We start from the raw sequence: 17,344 nt of genomic DNA, 5'->3' as shown, positions 1-17,344 counted from the left end.
TTTTAAGCTTTAGCCTTTTACGTTCATTCGCTAATTAAACGATTGCCTAAATTCCAAAGGAGTGCGCTTCGTTTTTGCTTTAAAAAACTTACTGAAGGATTGCGGGTGCTCAAAACCCAAAATAAAAGCAATCTCGCTTACGGATTGACGTGTTGTGGACAATTCCTGTTTGGCTTTTTCAATTAGTTTTTCGTGAATGTGCTGTTGCGTATTTTTTCCCGTAAGGGCTCTAAGTAGACTTCCCAAGTAACTTTGCGAAACATTCAATTCTTCGGAAACGTATTGCACGGATGGTAAACCTTTTGTTGCTAGGTCTTCATTTTTAAAGTGATCCGTTAATAATTTTTCCAGACGTTCTAAAATTTGATGATTCGCCTTTTCCCTTGTAATGAATTGGCGATTGTAAAAACGTTCTGAATAACTAAGTAAATTTTCAATGTGGGTACCAATAATTTGTTTGCTAAATTTATCTATACCCGTTTGGTACTCCTGCTGAATGTTTTGAACAATACTATTTATGGTGGATTCTTCCTTGGGCGAAAGAAACAGTGCCTCGTTTACGGCATAATCAAAAAAATCGTATTGCTTGATTGTTTTTGCCAAGGTCGTGCCCCAAATAAATTCAGGATGAACAAGTAACAGCCATCCTGAATTCACTGGGGTATGGCCTTTGTCAACCTCCACCTGAAATACTTGGTTAGGAGCCATAAAGAACAATGAACCTTCATCAAAATCACACTCTTGATGACCATATCTAAATTTGGTGTGGGATGATTTTTTTAAGGAAATGGCATAAAAATCAAGTACCCAACCCAGTGAATTACTTTCACCCAAATGCTTGATCGAAGCGTAATCTATTACACTGATCAAGGGGTGTTCTGGTAATGGAAGACCTCTGAATTTATGAAATTCACTAATGGTTTTGATTCGATGTAGCTTTTTGTCCGCCATATGGAGATGAATATAATTATTGTTGGTTGTATATGACTGCAAACTCCTTAGCAAAATCATGGAATTTCACTTTTCCGAATAGGGGTTTATTTTGGTTGAAATCCTCGTAGAGACTTCCGTTTCGTTGGGCTGCCTGCATTGCCACATAATCCTCTGCGATCTGTTTGTTCATTCCAAATTTTAGCAAACCATCCAAATACTGTTCATCTGTTACGGTTACCCATTTTAGATCAGGCTTTTCAATTGCCTTACCCAATATTTCTGCGATTTCATTGGCAGAAACTTCATCACTGGCCACATAGCGGATTTTTCTGTGATCAAATGGACGGTCAAATTCTTGGGCAATAACATCGGCTATGTCATACGGTGAAACCCATGGTTCTTTCACTTGACCTCCAAAATTGGAAACGATAATGCCTTGAGATTTAATCGTTGGTATTTGGCCCAACAAATTCACATAAAACCCGACCGGCCGAATGAATTTAATGACCACATCTTCCGGAAGTTGACCCATTATTCCTTCCGCAATATTGTGGAACTTCAGAATCCCAACCCCCTCGGCAGCGTGGGCGCCAATGCTACTCAGATGGATTACTTTTTTTATACGAGATTGTTCAATTGCCTGCTTGTAATTATGGGCTATTTCGCCAACGTATTTTAAATAGTCAAACTCCGGATCAAAGAAGCCAAATGCTTCCATACAATAGACGGCGTTCGCACCACTAAAAGCTTCCGAAAGAAAGAAAACATCTTCCATTGAACCTATGGCAGCTTTAGCTCCCAATGCTTCGATGCCCTCTTGTTTTTCAGGATTGCTACTTACTACCGTTACTGAATGTCCATTTGCAATCAACTCCTCCGCAAGAGGTTTGCTGATGTTGCCCAATGAGCCTGTCACTACAATTTTCATTTTTTCTATTTTTTTATTTGTACAAAGTTCCTGTTTCATTGAGCAACAGATGTAGCCAAAATGATTGTTGTTGTAGTCAGAATGGATGGTCTATCAATTCGTTGTTCTATGGGTAGTGTTCCAGTGAACGAGTTACTGTACGTATTTATGATCAGTTAAACGATTGCCTAAACTCCAATGGGGTGCGTTTGGTTTTTGCTTTAAAGAACTTGCTGAACGATTGTGGGTGTTCAAAACCCAAAACAAAAGCAATCTCGCTTACGGATTGACGGGTCGTGGACAGTTCTTGCTTAGCCTTTTCTATCAATTTATGATGAATATGCTGTTGGGCATTTTGCCCGGTCAATGAACGTAATATATCACTTAAATAGCTGGGAGACACATTCACCTGGTCAGCCAAATAGTGGACAGTGGGCAAACCATCATTTAATGGTTTTGGGCCATTGAAATGGGTGTCTAAAATATCCTCAACTTGTAATAATAGGGTGTTATAAACAGCTTTGTGTGTGAGGAATTGTCTGTTATAAAATCGATTGCTGTAGTTCAGCAACAGTTCTATTTGAGAAATGACCACATCGTGGCTAAAGTCATCAATTCTACTTCCCAGCTCCTCATCAATGATTTTGAAAATAGCCAGTATTGTTGTTTTTTCTTCTGCGGAAAGATGGAGTGCCTCGTTGGTGGCATATGAAAAAAAACCGAACTGCTTTATCTTTTTTGCTAGGGGGTAGGTCAGCAAAAAATCGGGGTGGATAAAAAAGATATAGCCTGAAGCTGACCTTTTTGGACTCTCGAAAACCTGGTTTGGCGCCGTAAACACCAATCCACCCTGACCAAAATCATAATAATTTTGACCATACCTTGCCTGCCCACAGAGTGTAGTTTTATAGGCGATTTTATAAAAGTCCAACATAAAGAAATCAAACGTTTGTTCAGTTGGGATTGAGACTTCATCAATTTCTATAAAACTTATCAATGGATGGGATGGCTTTGGAAGCCCAAACGCACGATGAAAGTCCGATAAGGAATCAAATTTTCGAGGTATGTTTTCTTCTCTTCGCATTATTTATTGGCTGGAAAACGACAACCGATAAGATAGTGAATATCGGTCATCGCTAAAATTAAATGCTGTTGAATCTTGTTTAGTTACCTATTTTTTAACCCTGGGCGGCATTGGATACCTCTTTCCAAGCTTCCCATGTTGCCAATCGCTCATTGTAAGCCTTACGTACTGAAGGCAATGTTTGGTTGCCCAGGAAAAGTCGCAGAGGTGGCTGTTTCGCATCTACCACTTTGAAAATAGCCTCAGGGGTAGCGTTCGGGTTTCCTCTTTCCAAGTTTCGCAGACCTTGTACAAATTGCCCTTTAAAGTCGGAATAGATGTCAAGTCCATTGGCCATCTTCAATGATTCGGGAGTGCCGAATTCGGTCGCATAGGAACCAGGTTCAATAAGGGTTACTTTGATACCAAAGGCCTCTACCTCTGCAGCCAAGCTTTCATGAATGGCTTCAAATGCCCATTTTGTTGAACAATAGTACCCGATTACAGGCATCGACTCAAGGCCCAAACTACTTGATACACCCAATATGTGACCGCCACCTTGCTTGCGCAATAATGGTAGCGCCGCCTGAATGACGGAGAGCGCTCCAAAAATGTTGGTCTCATAGAGTGCCCGGACATCGTCCAAACCTGATTCCTCGATCGTACCAATAAGTGAATAACCGGCATTGTTCAGAATGACGTCCAATCTGCCAAAATGATTATACCCTTGCTCGAGTACAGCCTTTACCTGATCCGTCTTAGTCACATCGAGTGCTAAGGTGAGCACCTTTTCTCCGTACTTTTCCTGTAAATCGGATATGCTCTCCAATCTGCGGGCTGTTGCCACAACTTTATCTCCGCGCTCAAGTGCGGCTTCCGTCCAAATACGTCCAAATCCACGGGAAGAGCCCGTGATGAACCAAACTTTGTTTTCTCTTTGATATTCCATGATCTTAAATTTTAATATTAGAACACTACAAAGGTCAATCATCACTTTTTCCTTCTTGTAGCCGAATTGGGGAAGGATGTAGCCAAAGTGAGGAAGTTGGGTTTATCGAATAAATTGTATCAGTGATTCATTTCAACTATCGGTATGCTTTTACTGAGTAGCACCACCATTTACCAATAGGTGTTGTCCATTTACGAAGGATGATAGATCACTGGCAAAAAATTCTGCAAGGTTTGCTACATCTTCTACTTCTGCCAACCTACCCATGGGACAGCTTTCGATCAGCGATTTTCTTAATTCGGGATATGCACTTGGGTCGACGAATATTCCGGAATGGTCTACTGCAAAGGGAATAATGGAGTTTACCGTGACACCCCGGTGTCCTATTTCTTTTGAAAGAACATCCACCAGATAACGTGGTGTGGTTTTGCTTCCTCCATACACCGCCATTCCCTTAACAGGAAAAGCCGTAGTGCTTGAGGCGATGTAAATGATACGTCCGTTATCTTCGATGTTTTTGGCCGCTTGCTGCATGGTAAAATAAGCCCCTTTGGTATTGATGCTGAACAAACGGTCAAACTGTTCTTCAGTGAATTGCGTTACCGGTGTTTCTACCATTTCTATACCGGCATTGGCAACGACGATATCTATCTTTCCAAAGGCTTTTTTTGTTTCATCAAATAGTCTTTCAATGTCGGTTACTTTACTGACATCGGCTTGTATAGCTATGGCTTTGACCCCCATGGCTTCAACAGTTGATAGTGTCTCTTCTGCTGATACCTTGTCTCTAGAATAATTGACGACGATATTAGCTCCAAGTGCTGCATATCTTTCCGCTATGGCTTTTCCCAAACCTCTTGCAGAACCGGTAATCAAAGCTGTTTTATTTTGTAGTGTATTCATTGTTTATGTTTTAAAATTTTGTGTTTATGTATTTCAATCCTGTATCATTGATCAATGCGAAAATGACCCCTGTAACTATTGGGACAAGTAGACCCAATACTGGAATTACCTGTAGCTCCGGGTGTACCCCAAAAAAGATGATCAATCCTAGAAACCAAGCAGGGATGTTATTCAGCCCATTGATTTTTGATACATATGCCAGCGAACCGATAAGGACAAAAACGGTCAATGGAAATCCCATTGCTCCTATTATGGGCACAAGAAGACTTGCCATGGATTGTATTAGTACTCCGAGTAGTATTCCCAATATGATCTGTAAGAAACTGGGAGTATATACTTTGATCGATTTTCCGAACAGATAATAACTTACCCAGGCAAGGAACATGACCCAGGTAGCCCATCCCATCGAAAATGAGATGAATACTGCCAATGCTCCGCATAGCCCCATAACGAGGGCTGTTAAAAATGTTTTCATAATATGTGCTATTTAAATGATTAGAGCTGTTAAGCCATTGCTCCGTTGGCACCTAAGTTCTGAGCGGAAATCCACTTGGCTTCATCGCTTGCCAAAAAGGTTACAATTTTTGCAATGTCCTCTGGCTCACCAATACGATTGAAAGCTGATAAAGAGGCCAATCTATTGATGACCGCTTCTGGTTTTCCCTTTGTGAAAAGTGCGGTATTTGTAGGTCCGGGGGAGATTGAATTTACATTGATACCCCTGCTTCCCACTTCTTTTGCAAATACACGGGTCAATTGTTCAACGGCTGCTTTGGTGGCTACATAAGGCCCATAGGTGGGCAACATGATTCTATTGACCGAAGTTGAAAAGTTGATGACACTTCCATTTTCTGCTAATTTTATGGCAGCTTCACGAAGCGTATTAAATACTCCTTTTACATTTACATCCATTTGTTTTGCAAAATCCTCGTCGGTGGTATCTTTAATCAGTGTATTGATCATGATACCTGCGTTGTTGACCAACACATCAACTTTTCCGTAGTGGGCCATGGCAGTATCGAAAAGATTTTTTACATCTTGTGCATTACTTACATCGGCTTGTATGGCGATGGCATCCCCACCATTTGTTTTGATTTTTTTGGCAACCTTCTCCGCATCAGATTTACTTCCGGAATAATTAACTATAACTTTGGCGCCCGCTGCTGCCATTTGACTCGCTATCTTGGCACCAATTCCTCTTGATGCACCTGTTATAAGTGCAACCTTGTTGCTTAAATTTTTCATTTGTCTATTTTTTAAAAATTAATAGAACAAAGGTATTTAGGTACCATCCCTTGTCTGTTGCAAGGAATACAGCATTTATTGTAAAAATTAAATAGCATGGAAATTGAGCGCCAACCCTTTAATCTGTATGCTCTTTTCGGTACTGGACAGGAGATGTTTTCGTGTGTTTTTTAAAAAAGTTGCTAAAATGAGCGGTTTCAGAGAATCCCAATCGATAGGTTATTTCCTTGATGGGCATGGATGAATTCCGCAAGAGCGATTTTGCTTCTGAAATCGTCTTATCGGCAATCCAGGTAGTAACCGTTTTTCCCGTTTTGGTTTTGATAATATTACTCAAGTAATTGGGGTGTAGGTTTTGTGCTTCGGCATAATCCTGAACCTTAAAAAGGGTTTCCGTTTTTCCCGTAACTAAATCACGATAGTGTTTTTCAAGCAATCGCTTGAACGATTTGACGATTTGTGAACTTCTGTTTCCTTCATAAATCGGGTTGTAGTCCTGCCAAAAATAAGCTTTGATCTTATAGAGCATCACTGCCAACAAATGGCCAATAATTCTATATTTATCGGCGGAGTGATTGATGTACTCGTTATGAATATTTAGATAAACCGGCTCCACTTCGCTGTAAAATCCGTCATTTACAATTTTTGGGCTGATTGTTTCCGTCAAGAGAAATGGAAATTCAGAGAAGATGTCCTTATTGACATATTGCTTTAGAAAGGTTTCATCAAAAGTAATCAGATAAATTTCGTAGATTTTTTCCCAACTGAAAGTTCGGTAATTGCTCGGATTGGTGAAATAGATGGAATGTGGTTCTACCAGAAAAGAGTGTTCATCTATAACATACTTTCCTTTGCCATTTTTTACAAAAAGAAACGAAAAATAATCCGGACGGAATGATGGTGATTGGTAAGGAAGCGTAAAATTAATATCCTTCAAATCAAGAATGGCAAAGCCTTCAGAAGGTTGAATTAAATCCACAGGCAGTCCTAGATGAAGATATAATTCATAGAGCGACTTTGCTTCGGGACTTTCATTTTCCATTTCCCAGATTTTACCTTGGATGTTATACTACATAGGTATGGCTGTTACTTGATAGGTATGGCTGTTACTTGCAAATTTAGAGAATCGTGGTCAACAGTCAATTAATATTGCTTTAGAACTGAAACAGAGATAAAGAGTCTCATGAATCGGCGAGTTAATGAAACTAACTAAGAAATAATGAAATTCCCTAAAATGGTTGGTTTTATGGAACAACCCGATATTGGAACAACGGTTCAGAGCAATGTCCAAACCGTTGTCTTGAAGTGTGTATTTATGAATGGAGTCTCTATTCTTTTTTATAGTCATGTGCATCTTCGCCATCGCTGGCCTTTCCTATGCCCACGAAATCCCCGACACCGTTGATGTATCCCGCATATTCCCTTATGTGCCGTGCCTTTCCATTTTCAATAACAAAGAGCATCATCAACTGGTTACCGTAAGATTTTCCCTCAATGGTACCGTAGGTCCAGCATTCAAAGCCCACCTCGTTTCCATTGGCAATGATATTCTTCAATTCCCAAGTGGTTCTAGTCACTCCGGCGTGGTGCTTGAACAATTTTTCCATGGAGGCCTTGTCCTTATGAAGCCCCTGGAACCCGTCCACAGGCGCGAACCAAGTCAGATCTTCATGCAAGAGTTCCAAGAAAGGGTCCCATTCACCGGTCTGGGCACCTTGGTTGAGCCGATTGTACAACTCAATACCCGTTGACAGTGCCTCTTCATTTACCGCTTTTGGCCTTAGATTCTCAAAGTTCATTTGTGTTTCCATATTGCATTGATTTTAGATTTACGTTACGGTTCTTTAAATGTTATAATTTGAAACAGTTGTAAAACACAACAATTAGATAAAATTTTTTATGGTTCCAAGTTCAGCTTGACTGTTTGTAGTTTTTTGATAAGGTCATCTATGTCTTTCTTTGTAAAACCTTTGTAAGCAATCTCAAACGTCTCTTCAAGTGCATCGATAATAATGGGTCTGATTTCCTTGGAAAAACTGGAAAGACAGATGAGTTTTGTTCGTCTACTTTCAGGATCGTCCGTACGTTGGACAAGACCGGCATTCTCCAGTTCATCCAGTACGCGAGAGGTTTTGGGTCTATCGTAACCAAACCATTCCGCTATGGTCTGCTGTGGTACCGCATCCTGTATAAAAAGTCTATTGATTATTGGAAACAACTCAACCCTTATCGGAACCTCTCTTGCATCAAACTGATGTTGCAGTTCCCTTTTCAACAAACCAAAGATGGAACCTGTCAACATTCCTATTGAGGTACTTTTGTCATAGCGAATTCCATTGTTGTTGCTCATAACTGTTGTAAACATACAACAATTAATTCGATTGCTCAACTTATATCCGTATAAGTGGAGTTTCAAAAACAAGTAAACTACTTAGACAACATATACCGGTCAGACCCATACCTTCCAACCCAGTGTTTTGAAAAGTTCAGCGATACGCTGGTTTCATGAGACAACGCAAATTTTGTAGATTACATAAAGTAGCTGCGGTTTCAAAACACATAACTTTCAAACCACAGTTAATAATTTCTTGAAATTTTCAACCAGATAGTATTCTTTATTACTTTCAGATGGTGTTCCTTCAAGTCTTGCTATCCTTTTGGCTCAGTTTTATTGAACATATATCGGGCAATCTTCCATTCTCCATCAACTTTTTCAAACACAAAAAGCTCTCTGTTAGCTTCAGGTATCTCAACCCCGCTTTCGTGGATTTTCACGGTTCCCTTTGAACTGGTAACAGCAAAAGCCATGTTTCCCTCCACTTGGATTTCTTCAATGAAGAATTCAATATTTAGTTGAATTTGCGAGAAGACGAATTCATAAGATTTCAATATACTTTCCGAACCTATTCCGGAAGGGGCTTCTGAGGGCATAAAAATACCATCCTTTGTGTAGAACGACCGGGCCAGTTTGGCATCTGAGGAATTCAAACATTTCGTATATTCGCTCAATAAATTTTCAATTTTTTGCTTTTCCTCTTTTTGCATGATTTCAGTTTTTTGTCTGGACAATTGATTTGATTTTTGATTTCGTTTTTGCCCACATGACATTATTATAAGTAAGGTCAAAGCGGGTGCTACTAAATGTTTCATGACTTTCAATTTTGTTCAAAACAAAGTTCAGGAAACAGCATTGAGCTTGCCTATAAGGCAGTTTAAGAAATCACCTTAAGGTATTTTAAGATTTTGCCAGTTTCTTTCGAATGGTACTTAGGAATTCAGGTGTCATGCCAAGGTAAGAGGCAATCTGAACATTGGAAATTCGATGGAAAAAATGCGGATATCGTTCTACAAAATCAAGATATCGTTCTTCTGCCGTAGAACTAATATTGTGTAGAATTCTTCTTTGGGCGCTCACAAGAGCATTCTCTGTCAGTACCCTGAAGATTCGGTTGAATTTTGGGAATTCAACAAAAAGTCTTAGTTGCTGTTGTTTGGCTATTTGCAGAATTACCGAATACTCCATGGCCTCGATATAGAGTCGGGTTGGTTCTTCACTATGAAAGCTTTCAATGTCTCCAATCCACCAATCCTCTATCGCAAACTGAAGATTATGTTCTTTGCCATTTTCGTCAACCATATACATTCGGAAACAGCCTTCAACTACAAAGGTATTAACCCTACTTACATCTCCTTCTTGAAGGATAAATTGTCTTCTCTTAACTCTTCTTAATTTGAAAAACCTATCAACAGCGGCTATTTCTTCTTCATCTAATGGAAGAAGTTTTTGGAAGTACTCTATAAGTGGTTTCGTATTCATTTCGATCTGCTTTAACAAGCACATACAATTGATAATCACATATCTTGCAGGACAATAAAAATAAACTAATTAATCAACTTGATTTGATAGAGGCAGAAAAACCATAGAGAGGCGAGTTATTAAGACACATCTTGAAGCGGTACAAATTCAAAAATGGTGGTTTTAAGGGACTTTGAAAAAAATTGAGATTAAGCCAAGATAGGACGCAATCTCCCGTGACTTTTTACTTTGCACAAATAAGTGGATTTTAACTTTAGTTTACAAAAGGGCAATTCGAGATATGAATCCTATCATTTGCAATATTCCTTTTTAAAAGGTAATTTCAGAAAGCAGGCAAACCAGGAGGTTATGACCCGTCAAAATGAGCTTTAAATAGAAGTTGATCTTCTTTTTTGTAATGAGTAGCCTTTTATGACTTTCACCTTTTTCTGAAAAAAGTTAGATGCACGAGACACTTAGGAGCCATTTAGAAGAAATCATTGATTTGACGGACCAAGAGTTCGCTTTTGTGCTTACGCAGTTCAAAATGGGGGAATTCGAAAAGGGTGATTTCATTTTTCAAAATGGTGATTTGATCAAATACGCATATTTCATTGTTTCTGGACTGGTGAAGCTTGTATATCATGATGAGAGTGCGAATGAGCATATTGTTTCCTTTGCCATGGAGAACTGGTGGGAGAGTGACTTCAATGCTTTTTTTACCCAATCCAAGGCAACCTTCTCACTCAAGTGCCTAGAGGGTACCCATGTATGCTGCCTCTCTCTTGAGGGTTATTCAATACTAAGTGAGGAACTTCCAAAAATGAGGTTGTTTTGGCTCCAAAAATCAAATGGGGGGTTTGTCAGTTCGCAACGTCGAATACTTTCCTTGCTCACCAAAAGTCCAAAAGAAAGGTATGAGCAGTTCTTAAAGGAATACCCTTCCCTTGGACAAAGAATATCCAAAACCCAAATAGCCGCTTATTTAGGTGTTTCAAGAGAAACGCTAAGCCGACTTTACTCCTGATTAGAGTTTTTGTGACTCACATCACAACTGAATGGCCATTTCTGTGATTTCACTCACAGGTTTGGCTTTTGTCCGTTTTTCAACTTTGTACCATAAATTTTTAATAACAATTGAGATAGAACGAATTGCAATTTTAGTGATGACCTTGTTGACCATAGCAAGTCTTCATTCTCAAGAAAAAACCAAGAAAAACATGGAAAGAAAAGAAATCAATCCCTGGACCTGGCAAGATGAGCGTCATTACGTTCAGGCCATTGAAGTAAAGAACCCTGAAAGCACCTTATACATTTCAGGTCAGACCGCAATCGATGCCATTGGCATCTCGAGTACCGCTGATTTTAAGAGTCAGTTGCTTTTAACCATTGCCAACCTTGAAGAGGTTTTGAGCGAGGCCGGATACAAAAACACGGATATTACCCGGATTACTTTGTATACCACGTCCTTTGATGAATTGGGCCAGAACTTTGGTACCATTCAGGAGTGGATCACTTTAAACAATATCAGAACCGCAATAACCGTAGTGGAAGTCAACAAACTGTTTGAAACCACAGTGGTGGAACTGGAGGCAATAGCCGCGAAATAATAAAACATTAAAATGATGAAAACTTTAATTAAACTTTTAATACTGATTGCGATAAGCAATCCGGTAAAGGGTCAAGTACAGGACTACTTGACAGACCCGCACATTGATTATGGAACTAAAGAGTTTTTAAAAGCTCTCAATACTTCAGGTGGACCTGCTCTGGAGACACTTTCAAAAGAAGATGCCCGGCAAGTCTTAATTGGGGCACAGGCCGCTGCGGATGTTGATTTTTCAGGTATTTACGAATCAGAAAAAACCATTGAAGCGGATGGATACAAGATCAGATTGAACATTGTTCGCCCAGAGGGTGAAAGAGGAACTTCCGGTATTCATCTTCGTTCATGGTGGCGGGTGGATCTTGGGAGATTATCCCACGCACAAGAGAATGGTTCGCGACCTGGTTGTGAGATCTGGTGCTTCGGCGGTATTTGTTAACTATACGCCATCCCCGGAGGCCCGGTACCCTGTTGCAATCAACGAAATCTATGCCACCACCAAATGGGTCGCCGAAAATGGGAAACAGATCAATGTTGATGGATCGAGATTGGCCTTGGTCGGAAACAGCGTAGGGGGCAATATGGCAACGGTAACTGCCATTAGGGCGAAAGAACAAGGAGGGCCAAACATCAAGTTCCAGTTACTTCTTTGGCCCGTAACGGATGCTTCATTTTCCCAAAAGTCATATGAAACATATGCCGAGGACAGGTTCCTGACCACTTCAATCATGAAATGGATGTGGGATCAATACACGACAGATCCAGAAGAAAGGAAATCCATTTATATCTCTCCACTTCAAGCGTCTGTGGAACAGTTGGCGGGCCTACCCCCGACCTTGATCCAGGTCGCTGAGAACGATATCCTGAGGGACGAAGCGGAAGACTATCGGAGAAAACTTGATGAAGCGGGTGTACCTGTGACCATAGTGCGCTACAATGGAATGATTCATGATTTTGGGTTATTGAACTTCTTGGCCGAACTGCCGACAAACAAGTCTATGTTCGATCATGCATCCACAGATCTTAGAAACCACTTGTTTAAATAACCGGTGCATCCATCAACAAAAAAGCCACTGACATGAGTGGCTTTTTATCTTATATTCTGTTTTTGGGATTTAGTTCCCCTCACTCAAAGAGAAACTTCCATCACCATTGAAAGAGTTCACAGTGATTGTCACTGACCAAACGCCAGAGGCTCCTGCATCCGTCATCCCAGAAAAGGAATCCGGCTCAACCGCCCCATCCAAAGACCTGTTTAAAACAGTAGTGCCATCAGCATCCAATACCACTATGTTGAAGGTGCCGTTGGAAGTTGCCGTAATATCGGCGTTGTAATCTGCTGTTGTGAGATTGTTCAACCATACGAATGTCCGGGTGGCACTTCCGCCATTTCCAGTGAAGTCACCATCGACATCCCCATTGAAATCGTCACCGTTATCGAAGACCACACCGTTGACCCTTACCTGGACCATGGTATCGTCATCGTCATTGCTACAGCCAACAAAGGTAGTCGAGGCAATAACAGTGATGATCAAAAAGAAAAACTTAGTAAGTTTTATAATAATTGTAAGATTTGGTTATTACTATATGTAACAACTATAATGCGAATAACCCTACTATTTTTTTCTAGGATGAAGTGCCCTTAGGCTCAAAGTTCCTAATGTCTTCTCCATAATAACCAACATGAAGTAGTTTCTGGCGGATGCTAGGTATCCTGTAAAACGGCGCGTTAATGAGACAAATCGAAAAAGAAGAAGGATTCCCTTATAATGTTGGTTTAAAAGAACACTGTCTGGAGACCTTCTTCCCACATTGTTTCCCATCGCATACCATTATTTTGTAACCTATTCCAAGTCCGCCTTGTCCAATCAATACAGCGTAACAAGATTATTAGGTCACATGAAATCCGAATAAGATGAAAAAACTAAAAAAAAAGATATGGACGGTATTGTTTTCCGCGATACTGTTCCATTCAATGTCATCCTGCTCCGGACAATACCGGAAAGGATTTGTCAGGACTTTAAGTGGCAGGCCCGTCAAGGTCTCGCAATTGGAAAACCGAATTGCACATTTAATGGATTCCATTGGAATCCCCGGAGTTTCTATAGCCATAGTCAACGATGCAAAAGTTGTCTACCACGATACCTTTGGCGTGGAGAATGTAGAAACCGGAGAACCCGTGACCGAACAGACGATTTTTGAGGCCGCCTCCCTTTCAAAACCAGTCTTCGCATATTTCGTAATGAAAATGGTGGAACAAGGAGACCTAGACCTGGACGAGCCCATCTTCCCCTATCTCGAATCGGCGGTGACTCCCGAGGTCTTTTCCGAGGCCATAGACAGTATCTCCATGGAGCATTACAAGACCATTACACCCCGCATGGTGCTTTCGCATGGTACCGGGATTCCGAATTGGGCGGAAGGTCGGCCCATACATATAGCTTTTGTCCCGGGGACCGGATTCTCCTATTCCGGGGAGGCCTATCAGCACCTTGCGGCGGCCTTGGGCACCAAACTTGGTATTGGTTGGGGCTCTGGTCTGGATACGCTGTTTTTGAAGAAGGTAGCTTGGCCCATTGGTATGGAAAGAAGTTTCTATACCTGGAACGATACCCTTGAACGGTACAAGGCCAAGGGCCATCAGAAAGGAGCTGTGACTTTAAAAATCCACAGGAACCAAAAAGTAGGTTCCGGGTACAGTCTGCATTCCGAGGCACTGGATTATGCCCATTTTTTGATGGAGATGATGCGGCCCAATAACCTGAAACAGGAACTTGTGGACGAAATGTTGAAAGAACAGAATCATTTTGGCCCGGACAACGAGCTCTTTATGGAGAACGGCCAGACAGGCTGGGGGCTTGGACTAGCCCAGAAGCCCACCCCACACGGGCTCATGCATCTCCATACGGGGAACAACCATGATTTTCAGTCCTATGCCATGTTCGTCCCCGAACAGAAATATGGTTTTGTCCTTTTTGTAAATTCGGACAATCTTCATCCCTTTTTACTGCAATTGGAGGAGCTGATAGAGGAACAATTTTAAACTGGAATTATGGAACATTTGAACGAAACCTTGGGAGGATTGGTCATCGTCATCGGTGCGGTGCTCATTGTCCTTATAGTAGCCCGATATACCTATCTGGTAAAAAAGGCCATGATAGAAAAGGGGTTGACCTTTGAAAGGAAAGATTACGGTCCAAAATATTTGGACATGGGCTGTATCGTATCGGGGATTGGCCTTGGATTATTGGCATCATCGATCTTTACGTACATGGATCTGGAAGAGGACACCATGGACCTGCTGATTTGGGGCACCATCCTGATTTTTGGTGCCATGGGACTGATAGCCGCACATTTTATTGGAAAGAGGCTTGGGCAATAGATCCGCAAGTCAGGATTATGATCTGGTCCAGAGGATCAATGAAGGGGATACCGAAGCGTTTAGAGAATTGGCGGAGAAGCACAAGGACGTGTCCCTCTCTTTGGCATGCTCCATTTTAAAGGATGGAGAAAAAGCGGAGGATGCTTTGCAGGATGCCTTTATCAAGGTATTCCAAAAAATACATAGCTTTGAGTTCAAATCGTCGTTCGCCACTTGGCTGTACCGTATAGTTGTCAATACATGTTATAACGCTCTAAAAAAACAAAAGGATGCTATGGACATCCGTTCCGTCGAGCATGACCTGGTCCGTAGTCCGGAAGCAATCCGGTCGATTACCGGGGAGGAGCGGAAAAAATACATCCTGCTTGCCCTGCAAAGATTGAGACCGGACGAATCCCTGGCGTTGAGACTGTTCTACCTCTGTGAGCTGAGCATTGACGAGATGGCCGAGATTACCGGTTTTGGTACCTCAAAGATCAAGGTGGACCTGCACAGGGGCAGGGATAACCTATATTTCCATCTAAAACGGATGCTGGGGGACGAAATGAATCAATTGTTATGAAAGAGGAAACTGTAAAAGAACTAGTGCAAGGAAGCCTTATAGGCACTTCCGAAGGTTTTCTTGACGGGTTAATGGATAAGGTCAGAACAACAAAAAAAACGGAGAAATCCCGTAAGCGTCCTTTCAGGACATCCCTATTTTGCACCATTGCCCTTGCCATTGCCTTGAGTTTTGTCTTGTACGGCCTATTTGATGGCCCGAAGGGTATTCCGGGGTTCGGAGCCGATGCTCCTGTTACACCGATTTTCATTTTGGCGACCCTGCTTCTTTTGTTCGGCATAGGCCATATTTTGAAGCTGCGGGACATGGAAAAAAAATATCTCGACACCTAAATCTTTTGCTGTCCCGCCACATGCCGCGTTGATGAGACCATATCGGAAAACCATCCAATTCCAGAAAATTGTTCTATTGTTCAAACTCCAAACTGTCTCAAATGGTGGTCTGTATGTTTGTAATTCAAGCGCCCGATTTGTTCCTTTGTCATTTTTCCACAGAAGGTATGGATGAAATTGGGGTTTGAAAAGTGCTCAAATTCTTTAATAAGCTCTATCCATTTCTCTTTTTGGGCTGTAATATTTTCATCTGTATCGGTTTTTTTTAGAAAATCAAGTGTAGGAATATGATGTTTCAGTGGTTTTTCATTTCCTATCATATCTTTTAAAGCTCTTTTGCCAAATAGCCTTCCCAAAAAAGTTTGTTTGTACCTTGGGTTGTTTTTGCCTAACATCCATGCATCATAAAGTGTGCAATGCTTTAGCATTTGGGAAACATTCATTTCACCCCACCGGGCCTCATTACGTACGCCTAATTTTTCAATCCTGTCGATCAACTCTTTTCTTGCCGTTTCATCAAAAATTGTTTTCATATTTCCGAGCTTGGATTTAGCTTACTTTCCGATTGGTTGAATAATGCTGTTTCTATTGCCTTCAGTATCATAGAATGCGACGTACAGACCAAAATTTGGAATGTTATAAGGTTCGCCCAAAACCTCTCCACCATGTTGATTTATGGTCCTCATTGATTCCTCAATGTCACCAACACCAATCACCACTGAGGGATACTGCCCAGGCCAGTCAGGTTTTATAGGAAAGAATCCACCATTGATTGTGCCAGCAGGTGTACCTGGTTTGGCATCGGTCTCTGCGGTGGTAGCCAAAATATAGCTGCCAAATTCCTTTTCTAAAGGGGTTAATTCCCATCCAAAAACGGTCTTGTAAAATGTGGATATTCTATCTCCGTCCTTATATGGAAACTCGAAGTGTACTACTGGGTTCATAATTCATTTTTAAAGGTTGTCCTCGCCACAGTAACAAGTTAAAGTTTGATGACATAGGATTGCATTTCCTTAAGGACCATACTTGTCGTATTTGTGAATTTATAGATATCGCAAAAGGCATAGGTCTTGTCACCCATACGCATTTCACCATTGGCTGCAGCCTCCCTTCCATGAGTGATGACACTGTGCAGGGTCATCTCATCTGCCGAATATTGTTTCATCATGTGGACTTCCTTGCTAAATGCTTCCTTACCCTCAATTTTTTTGTCGCCATAAATAGTCCAAACGATATCGTCACTCGCATGTTCAACAATGAAATCAGCATTGCCTTTGGCAAAAGCGATATTCAGCTCTTTTAAGAATTCTTTACTTGGCGAATTACCGCAATCGGCTTGTATATTGATTTTGGTCATTTTGTTAAATACTTTTTATTCACTATCGATCAGATTTTTAAGAGACTCGACCATTTTCCTGATTAAATTTTCAGGTAATGGCTTTGGAAGAGGAAACTATACTGAACCTTTCGCCTTTTTGTAATCTACAAGTTCCTCCCTTTTTCCACCTTTGGTTAAGGTAAATGCGGCAATGTTGTAGTTAATGAGTTCTTCGCTATCAGGAACAGTTCCAAAAATTATCGAGCGAATTTTCTGCAGGTATTCTTTGGCTTTCCCATCAAAACCGTTGATGTAAGATTCCACGTTGGCAAATTGATTCATATTTCA

25 protein-coding genes are annotated in these 17,344 nt (G+C 41.0%); 8 read left to right on the top strand and 17 right to left on the bottom strand.

Translation table 11 applies throughout. From position 1 onward, the window contains the following. Window positions 1-30: 30 nt before the first annotated feature. The 12 genes from ACO06Y_RS01950 to ACO06Y_RS01895 all read right to left on the bottom strand — a co-directional run bounded on the left by ACO06Y_RS01950 (window position 31) and on the right by ACO06Y_RS01895 (window position 9,817). Window positions 31-951: a helix-turn-helix domain-containing protein gene (locus ACO06Y_RS01950; protein WP_422082143.1), complete on the bottom strand. Its 921-nt coding sequence runs from the start codon at window positions 949-951 to the stop codon at window positions 31-33. A 16-nt stretch (window positions 952-967) separates the two neighbouring features. Continuing rightward, window positions 968-1,861, bottom strand: coding sequence for an NAD(P)H-binding protein (locus ACO06Y_RS01945; RefSeq protein WP_422082142.1), 894 nt, complete (start codon window positions 1,859-1,861; stop codon window positions 968-970). Between the two features lie 151 nt (window positions 1,862-2,012). Next, a complete protein-coding gene (locus tag ACO06Y_RS01940) occupies window positions 2,013-2,924 on the bottom strand; it encodes a helix-turn-helix domain-containing protein (RefSeq protein ID WP_422082141.1) in 912 nt (303 codons plus the stop codon). A 94-nt stretch (window positions 2,925-3,018) separates the two neighbouring features. Beyond that, the gene (locus ACO06Y_RS01935; protein WP_422082140.1) at window positions 3,019-3,852 is read right to left on the bottom strand and encodes an SDR family NAD(P)-dependent oxidoreductase; all 834 of its coding nucleotides are present in this window, start codon (window positions 3,850-3,852) and stop codon (window positions 3,019-3,021) included. 150 nt (window positions 3,853-4,002) lie between these two features. After that, window positions 4,003-4,755 (bottom strand): SDR family oxidoreductase, encoded by a 753-nt coding sequence (locus ACO06Y_RS01930; RefSeq protein ID WP_422082139.1) that lies wholly within the window; start codon window positions 4,753-4,755, stop codon window positions 4,003-4,005. 10 nt (window positions 4,756-4,765) lie between these two features. Next, entirely contained in the window at window positions 4,766-5,230 is a 465-nt protein-coding gene (locus ACO06Y_RS01925) for a DUF1097 domain-containing protein (RefSeq protein ID WP_422082138.1), read from the bottom strand. Between the two features lie 29 nt (window positions 5,231-5,259). Continuing rightward, a complete protein-coding gene (locus ACO06Y_RS01920) occupies window positions 5,260-6,000 on the bottom strand; it encodes an SDR family oxidoreductase (protein WP_422082137.1) in 741 nt (246 codons plus the stop codon). Between the two features lie 118 nt (window positions 6,001-6,118). Continuing rightward, a complete protein-coding gene (locus ACO06Y_RS01915) occupies window positions 6,119-7,042 on the bottom strand; it encodes a helix-turn-helix domain-containing protein (RefSeq protein WP_422082136.1) in 924 nt (307 codons plus the stop codon). Window positions 7,043-7,328: 286 nt separating this feature from the next. Further along, complete coding sequence (locus ACO06Y_RS01910; protein WP_422081926.1) at window positions 7,329-7,811, bottom strand: nuclear transport factor 2 family protein; 483 nt, start codon at window positions 7,809-7,811, stop codon at window positions 7,329-7,331. Window positions 7,812-7,897: 86 nt separating this feature from the next. Beyond that, window positions 7,898-8,365 (bottom strand): MarR family winged helix-turn-helix transcriptional regulator, encoded by a 468-nt coding sequence (locus ACO06Y_RS01905; protein ID WP_422082135.1) that lies wholly within the window; start codon window positions 8,363-8,365, stop codon window positions 7,898-7,900. Between the two features lie 284 nt (window positions 8,366-8,649). Beyond that, entirely contained in the window at window positions 8,650-9,045 is a 396-nt protein-coding gene (locus tag ACO06Y_RS01900; protein WP_422082134.1) for a YybH family protein, read from the bottom strand. Between the two features lie 190 nt (window positions 9,046-9,235). After that, window positions 9,236-9,817 (bottom strand): Crp/Fnr family transcriptional regulator, encoded by a 582-nt coding sequence (locus tag ACO06Y_RS01895; protein WP_422082133.1) that lies wholly within the window; start codon window positions 9,815-9,817, stop codon window positions 9,236-9,238. 442 nt (window positions 9,818-10,259) lie between these two features. Between ACO06Y_RS01895 and ACO06Y_RS01890 the strand changes: the two genes are divergently transcribed. The 4 genes from ACO06Y_RS01890 to ACO06Y_RS01875 all read left to right on the top strand — a co-directional run bounded on the left by ACO06Y_RS01890 (window position 10,260) and on the right by ACO06Y_RS01875 (window position 12,448). Then, on the top strand, window positions 10,260-10,823 hold the full coding sequence (locus ACO06Y_RS01890; RefSeq protein ID WP_422082132.1) for a Crp/Fnr family transcriptional regulator: 564 nt from the start codon (window positions 10,260-10,262) through the stop codon (window positions 10,821-10,823). Window positions 10,824-11,016: 193 nt separating this feature from the next. Then, window positions 11,017-11,406 carry a RidA family protein gene (locus ACO06Y_RS01885; RefSeq protein WP_422082131.1) on the top strand — a complete coding sequence of 130 codons (390 nt, stop codon included), beginning with the start codon at window positions 11,017-11,019 and terminating at the stop codon, window positions 11,404-11,406. A gap of 12 nt (window positions 11,407-11,418) precedes the next feature. Then, window positions 11,419-11,841: a hypothetical protein gene (locus ACO06Y_RS01880; protein ID WP_422082130.1), complete on the top strand. Its 423-nt coding sequence runs from the start codon at window positions 11,419-11,421 to the stop codon at window positions 11,839-11,841. Beyond that, the gene (locus ACO06Y_RS01875) at window positions 11,765-12,448 is read left to right on the top strand and encodes an alpha/beta hydrolase (protein ID WP_422082129.1); all 684 of its coding nucleotides are present in this window, start codon (window positions 11,765-11,767) and stop codon (window positions 12,446-12,448) included. Before ACO06Y_RS01880 ends, ACO06Y_RS01875 begins: the two co-directional genes overlap by 77 nt. 69 nt (window positions 12,449-12,517) lie before the next feature. On the opposite strand, the gene ACO06Y_RS01870 is transcribed toward ACO06Y_RS01875, so the two are convergent. After that, window positions 12,518-12,937: a hypothetical protein gene (locus ACO06Y_RS01870; protein WP_422082128.1), complete on the bottom strand. Its 420-nt coding sequence runs from the start codon at window positions 12,935-12,937 to the stop codon at window positions 12,518-12,520. Between the two features lie 380 nt (window positions 12,938-13,317). On the opposite strand from ACO06Y_RS01870, the gene ACO06Y_RS01865 reads away from it, so the two are divergent. Genes ACO06Y_RS01865 through ACO06Y_RS01850 form a run of 4 tightly spaced genes read left to right on the top strand, consistent with a single transcriptional unit; the run spans window position 13,318 to window position 15,678 of the window. After that, window positions 13,318-14,445: a serine hydrolase domain-containing protein gene (locus ACO06Y_RS01865; RefSeq protein ID WP_422082127.1), complete on the top strand. Its 1,128-nt coding sequence runs from the start codon at window positions 13,318-13,320 to the stop codon at window positions 14,443-14,445. A gap of 9 nt (window positions 14,446-14,454) precedes the next feature. Continuing rightward, entirely contained in the window at window positions 14,455-14,784 is a 330-nt protein-coding gene (locus ACO06Y_RS01860; RefSeq protein WP_422082126.1) for a hypothetical protein, read from the top strand. Then, window positions 14,774-15,346 carry an RNA polymerase sigma factor gene (locus tag ACO06Y_RS01855; RefSeq protein ID WP_422082125.1) on the top strand — a complete coding sequence of 191 codons (573 nt, stop codon included), beginning with the start codon at window positions 14,774-14,776 and terminating at the stop codon, window positions 15,344-15,346. The genes ACO06Y_RS01860 and ACO06Y_RS01855 overlap by 11 nt, the downstream gene beginning before the upstream one ends. After that, window positions 15,343-15,678, top strand: a complete 336-nt coding sequence (locus tag ACO06Y_RS01850; protein WP_422082124.1) for a hypothetical protein — start codon at window positions 15,343-15,345, stop codon at window positions 15,676-15,678. Before ACO06Y_RS01855 ends, ACO06Y_RS01850 begins: the two co-directional genes overlap by 4 nt. An 80-nt stretch (window positions 15,679-15,758) precedes the next feature. On the opposite strand, the gene ACO06Y_RS01845 is transcribed toward ACO06Y_RS01850, so the two are convergent. The 4 genes from ACO06Y_RS01845 to ACO06Y_RS01830 all read right to left on the bottom strand — a co-directional run bounded on the left by ACO06Y_RS01845 (window position 15,759) and on the right by ACO06Y_RS01830 (window position 17,338). Then, a complete protein-coding gene (locus ACO06Y_RS01845) occupies window positions 15,759-16,211 on the bottom strand; it encodes a DUF1569 domain-containing protein (RefSeq protein ID WP_422082123.1) in 453 nt (150 codons plus the stop codon). Between the two features lie 21 nt (window positions 16,212-16,232). After that, on the bottom strand, window positions 16,233-16,622 hold the full coding sequence (locus ACO06Y_RS01840; protein WP_422082122.1) for a VOC family protein: 390 nt from the start codon (window positions 16,620-16,622) through the stop codon (window positions 16,233-16,235). A gap of 38 nt (window positions 16,623-16,660) precedes the next feature. After that, window positions 16,661-17,035 carry a nuclear transport factor 2 family protein gene (locus ACO06Y_RS01835; protein WP_422082121.1) on the bottom strand — a complete coding sequence of 125 codons (375 nt, stop codon included), beginning with the start codon at window positions 17,033-17,035 and terminating at the stop codon, window positions 16,661-16,663. Between the two features lie 96 nt (window positions 17,036-17,131). Further along, the gene (locus ACO06Y_RS01830) at window positions 17,132-17,338 is read right to left on the bottom strand and encodes a hypothetical protein (RefSeq protein WP_422082120.1); all 207 of its coding nucleotides are present in this window, start codon (window positions 17,336-17,338) and stop codon (window positions 17,132-17,134) included. Between the last annotated feature and the right edge of the window lie 6 nt (window positions 17,339-17,344).

The sequence above is a fragment of the Ulvibacterium sp. genome (genome assembly GCF_965228935.1).
Taxonomy (GTDB): Bacteria; Bacteroidota; Bacteroidia; order Flavobacteriales; family Flavobacteriaceae; genus Ulvibacterium.
This window is presented reverse-complemented; position numbering and strand designations above follow the sequence as displayed.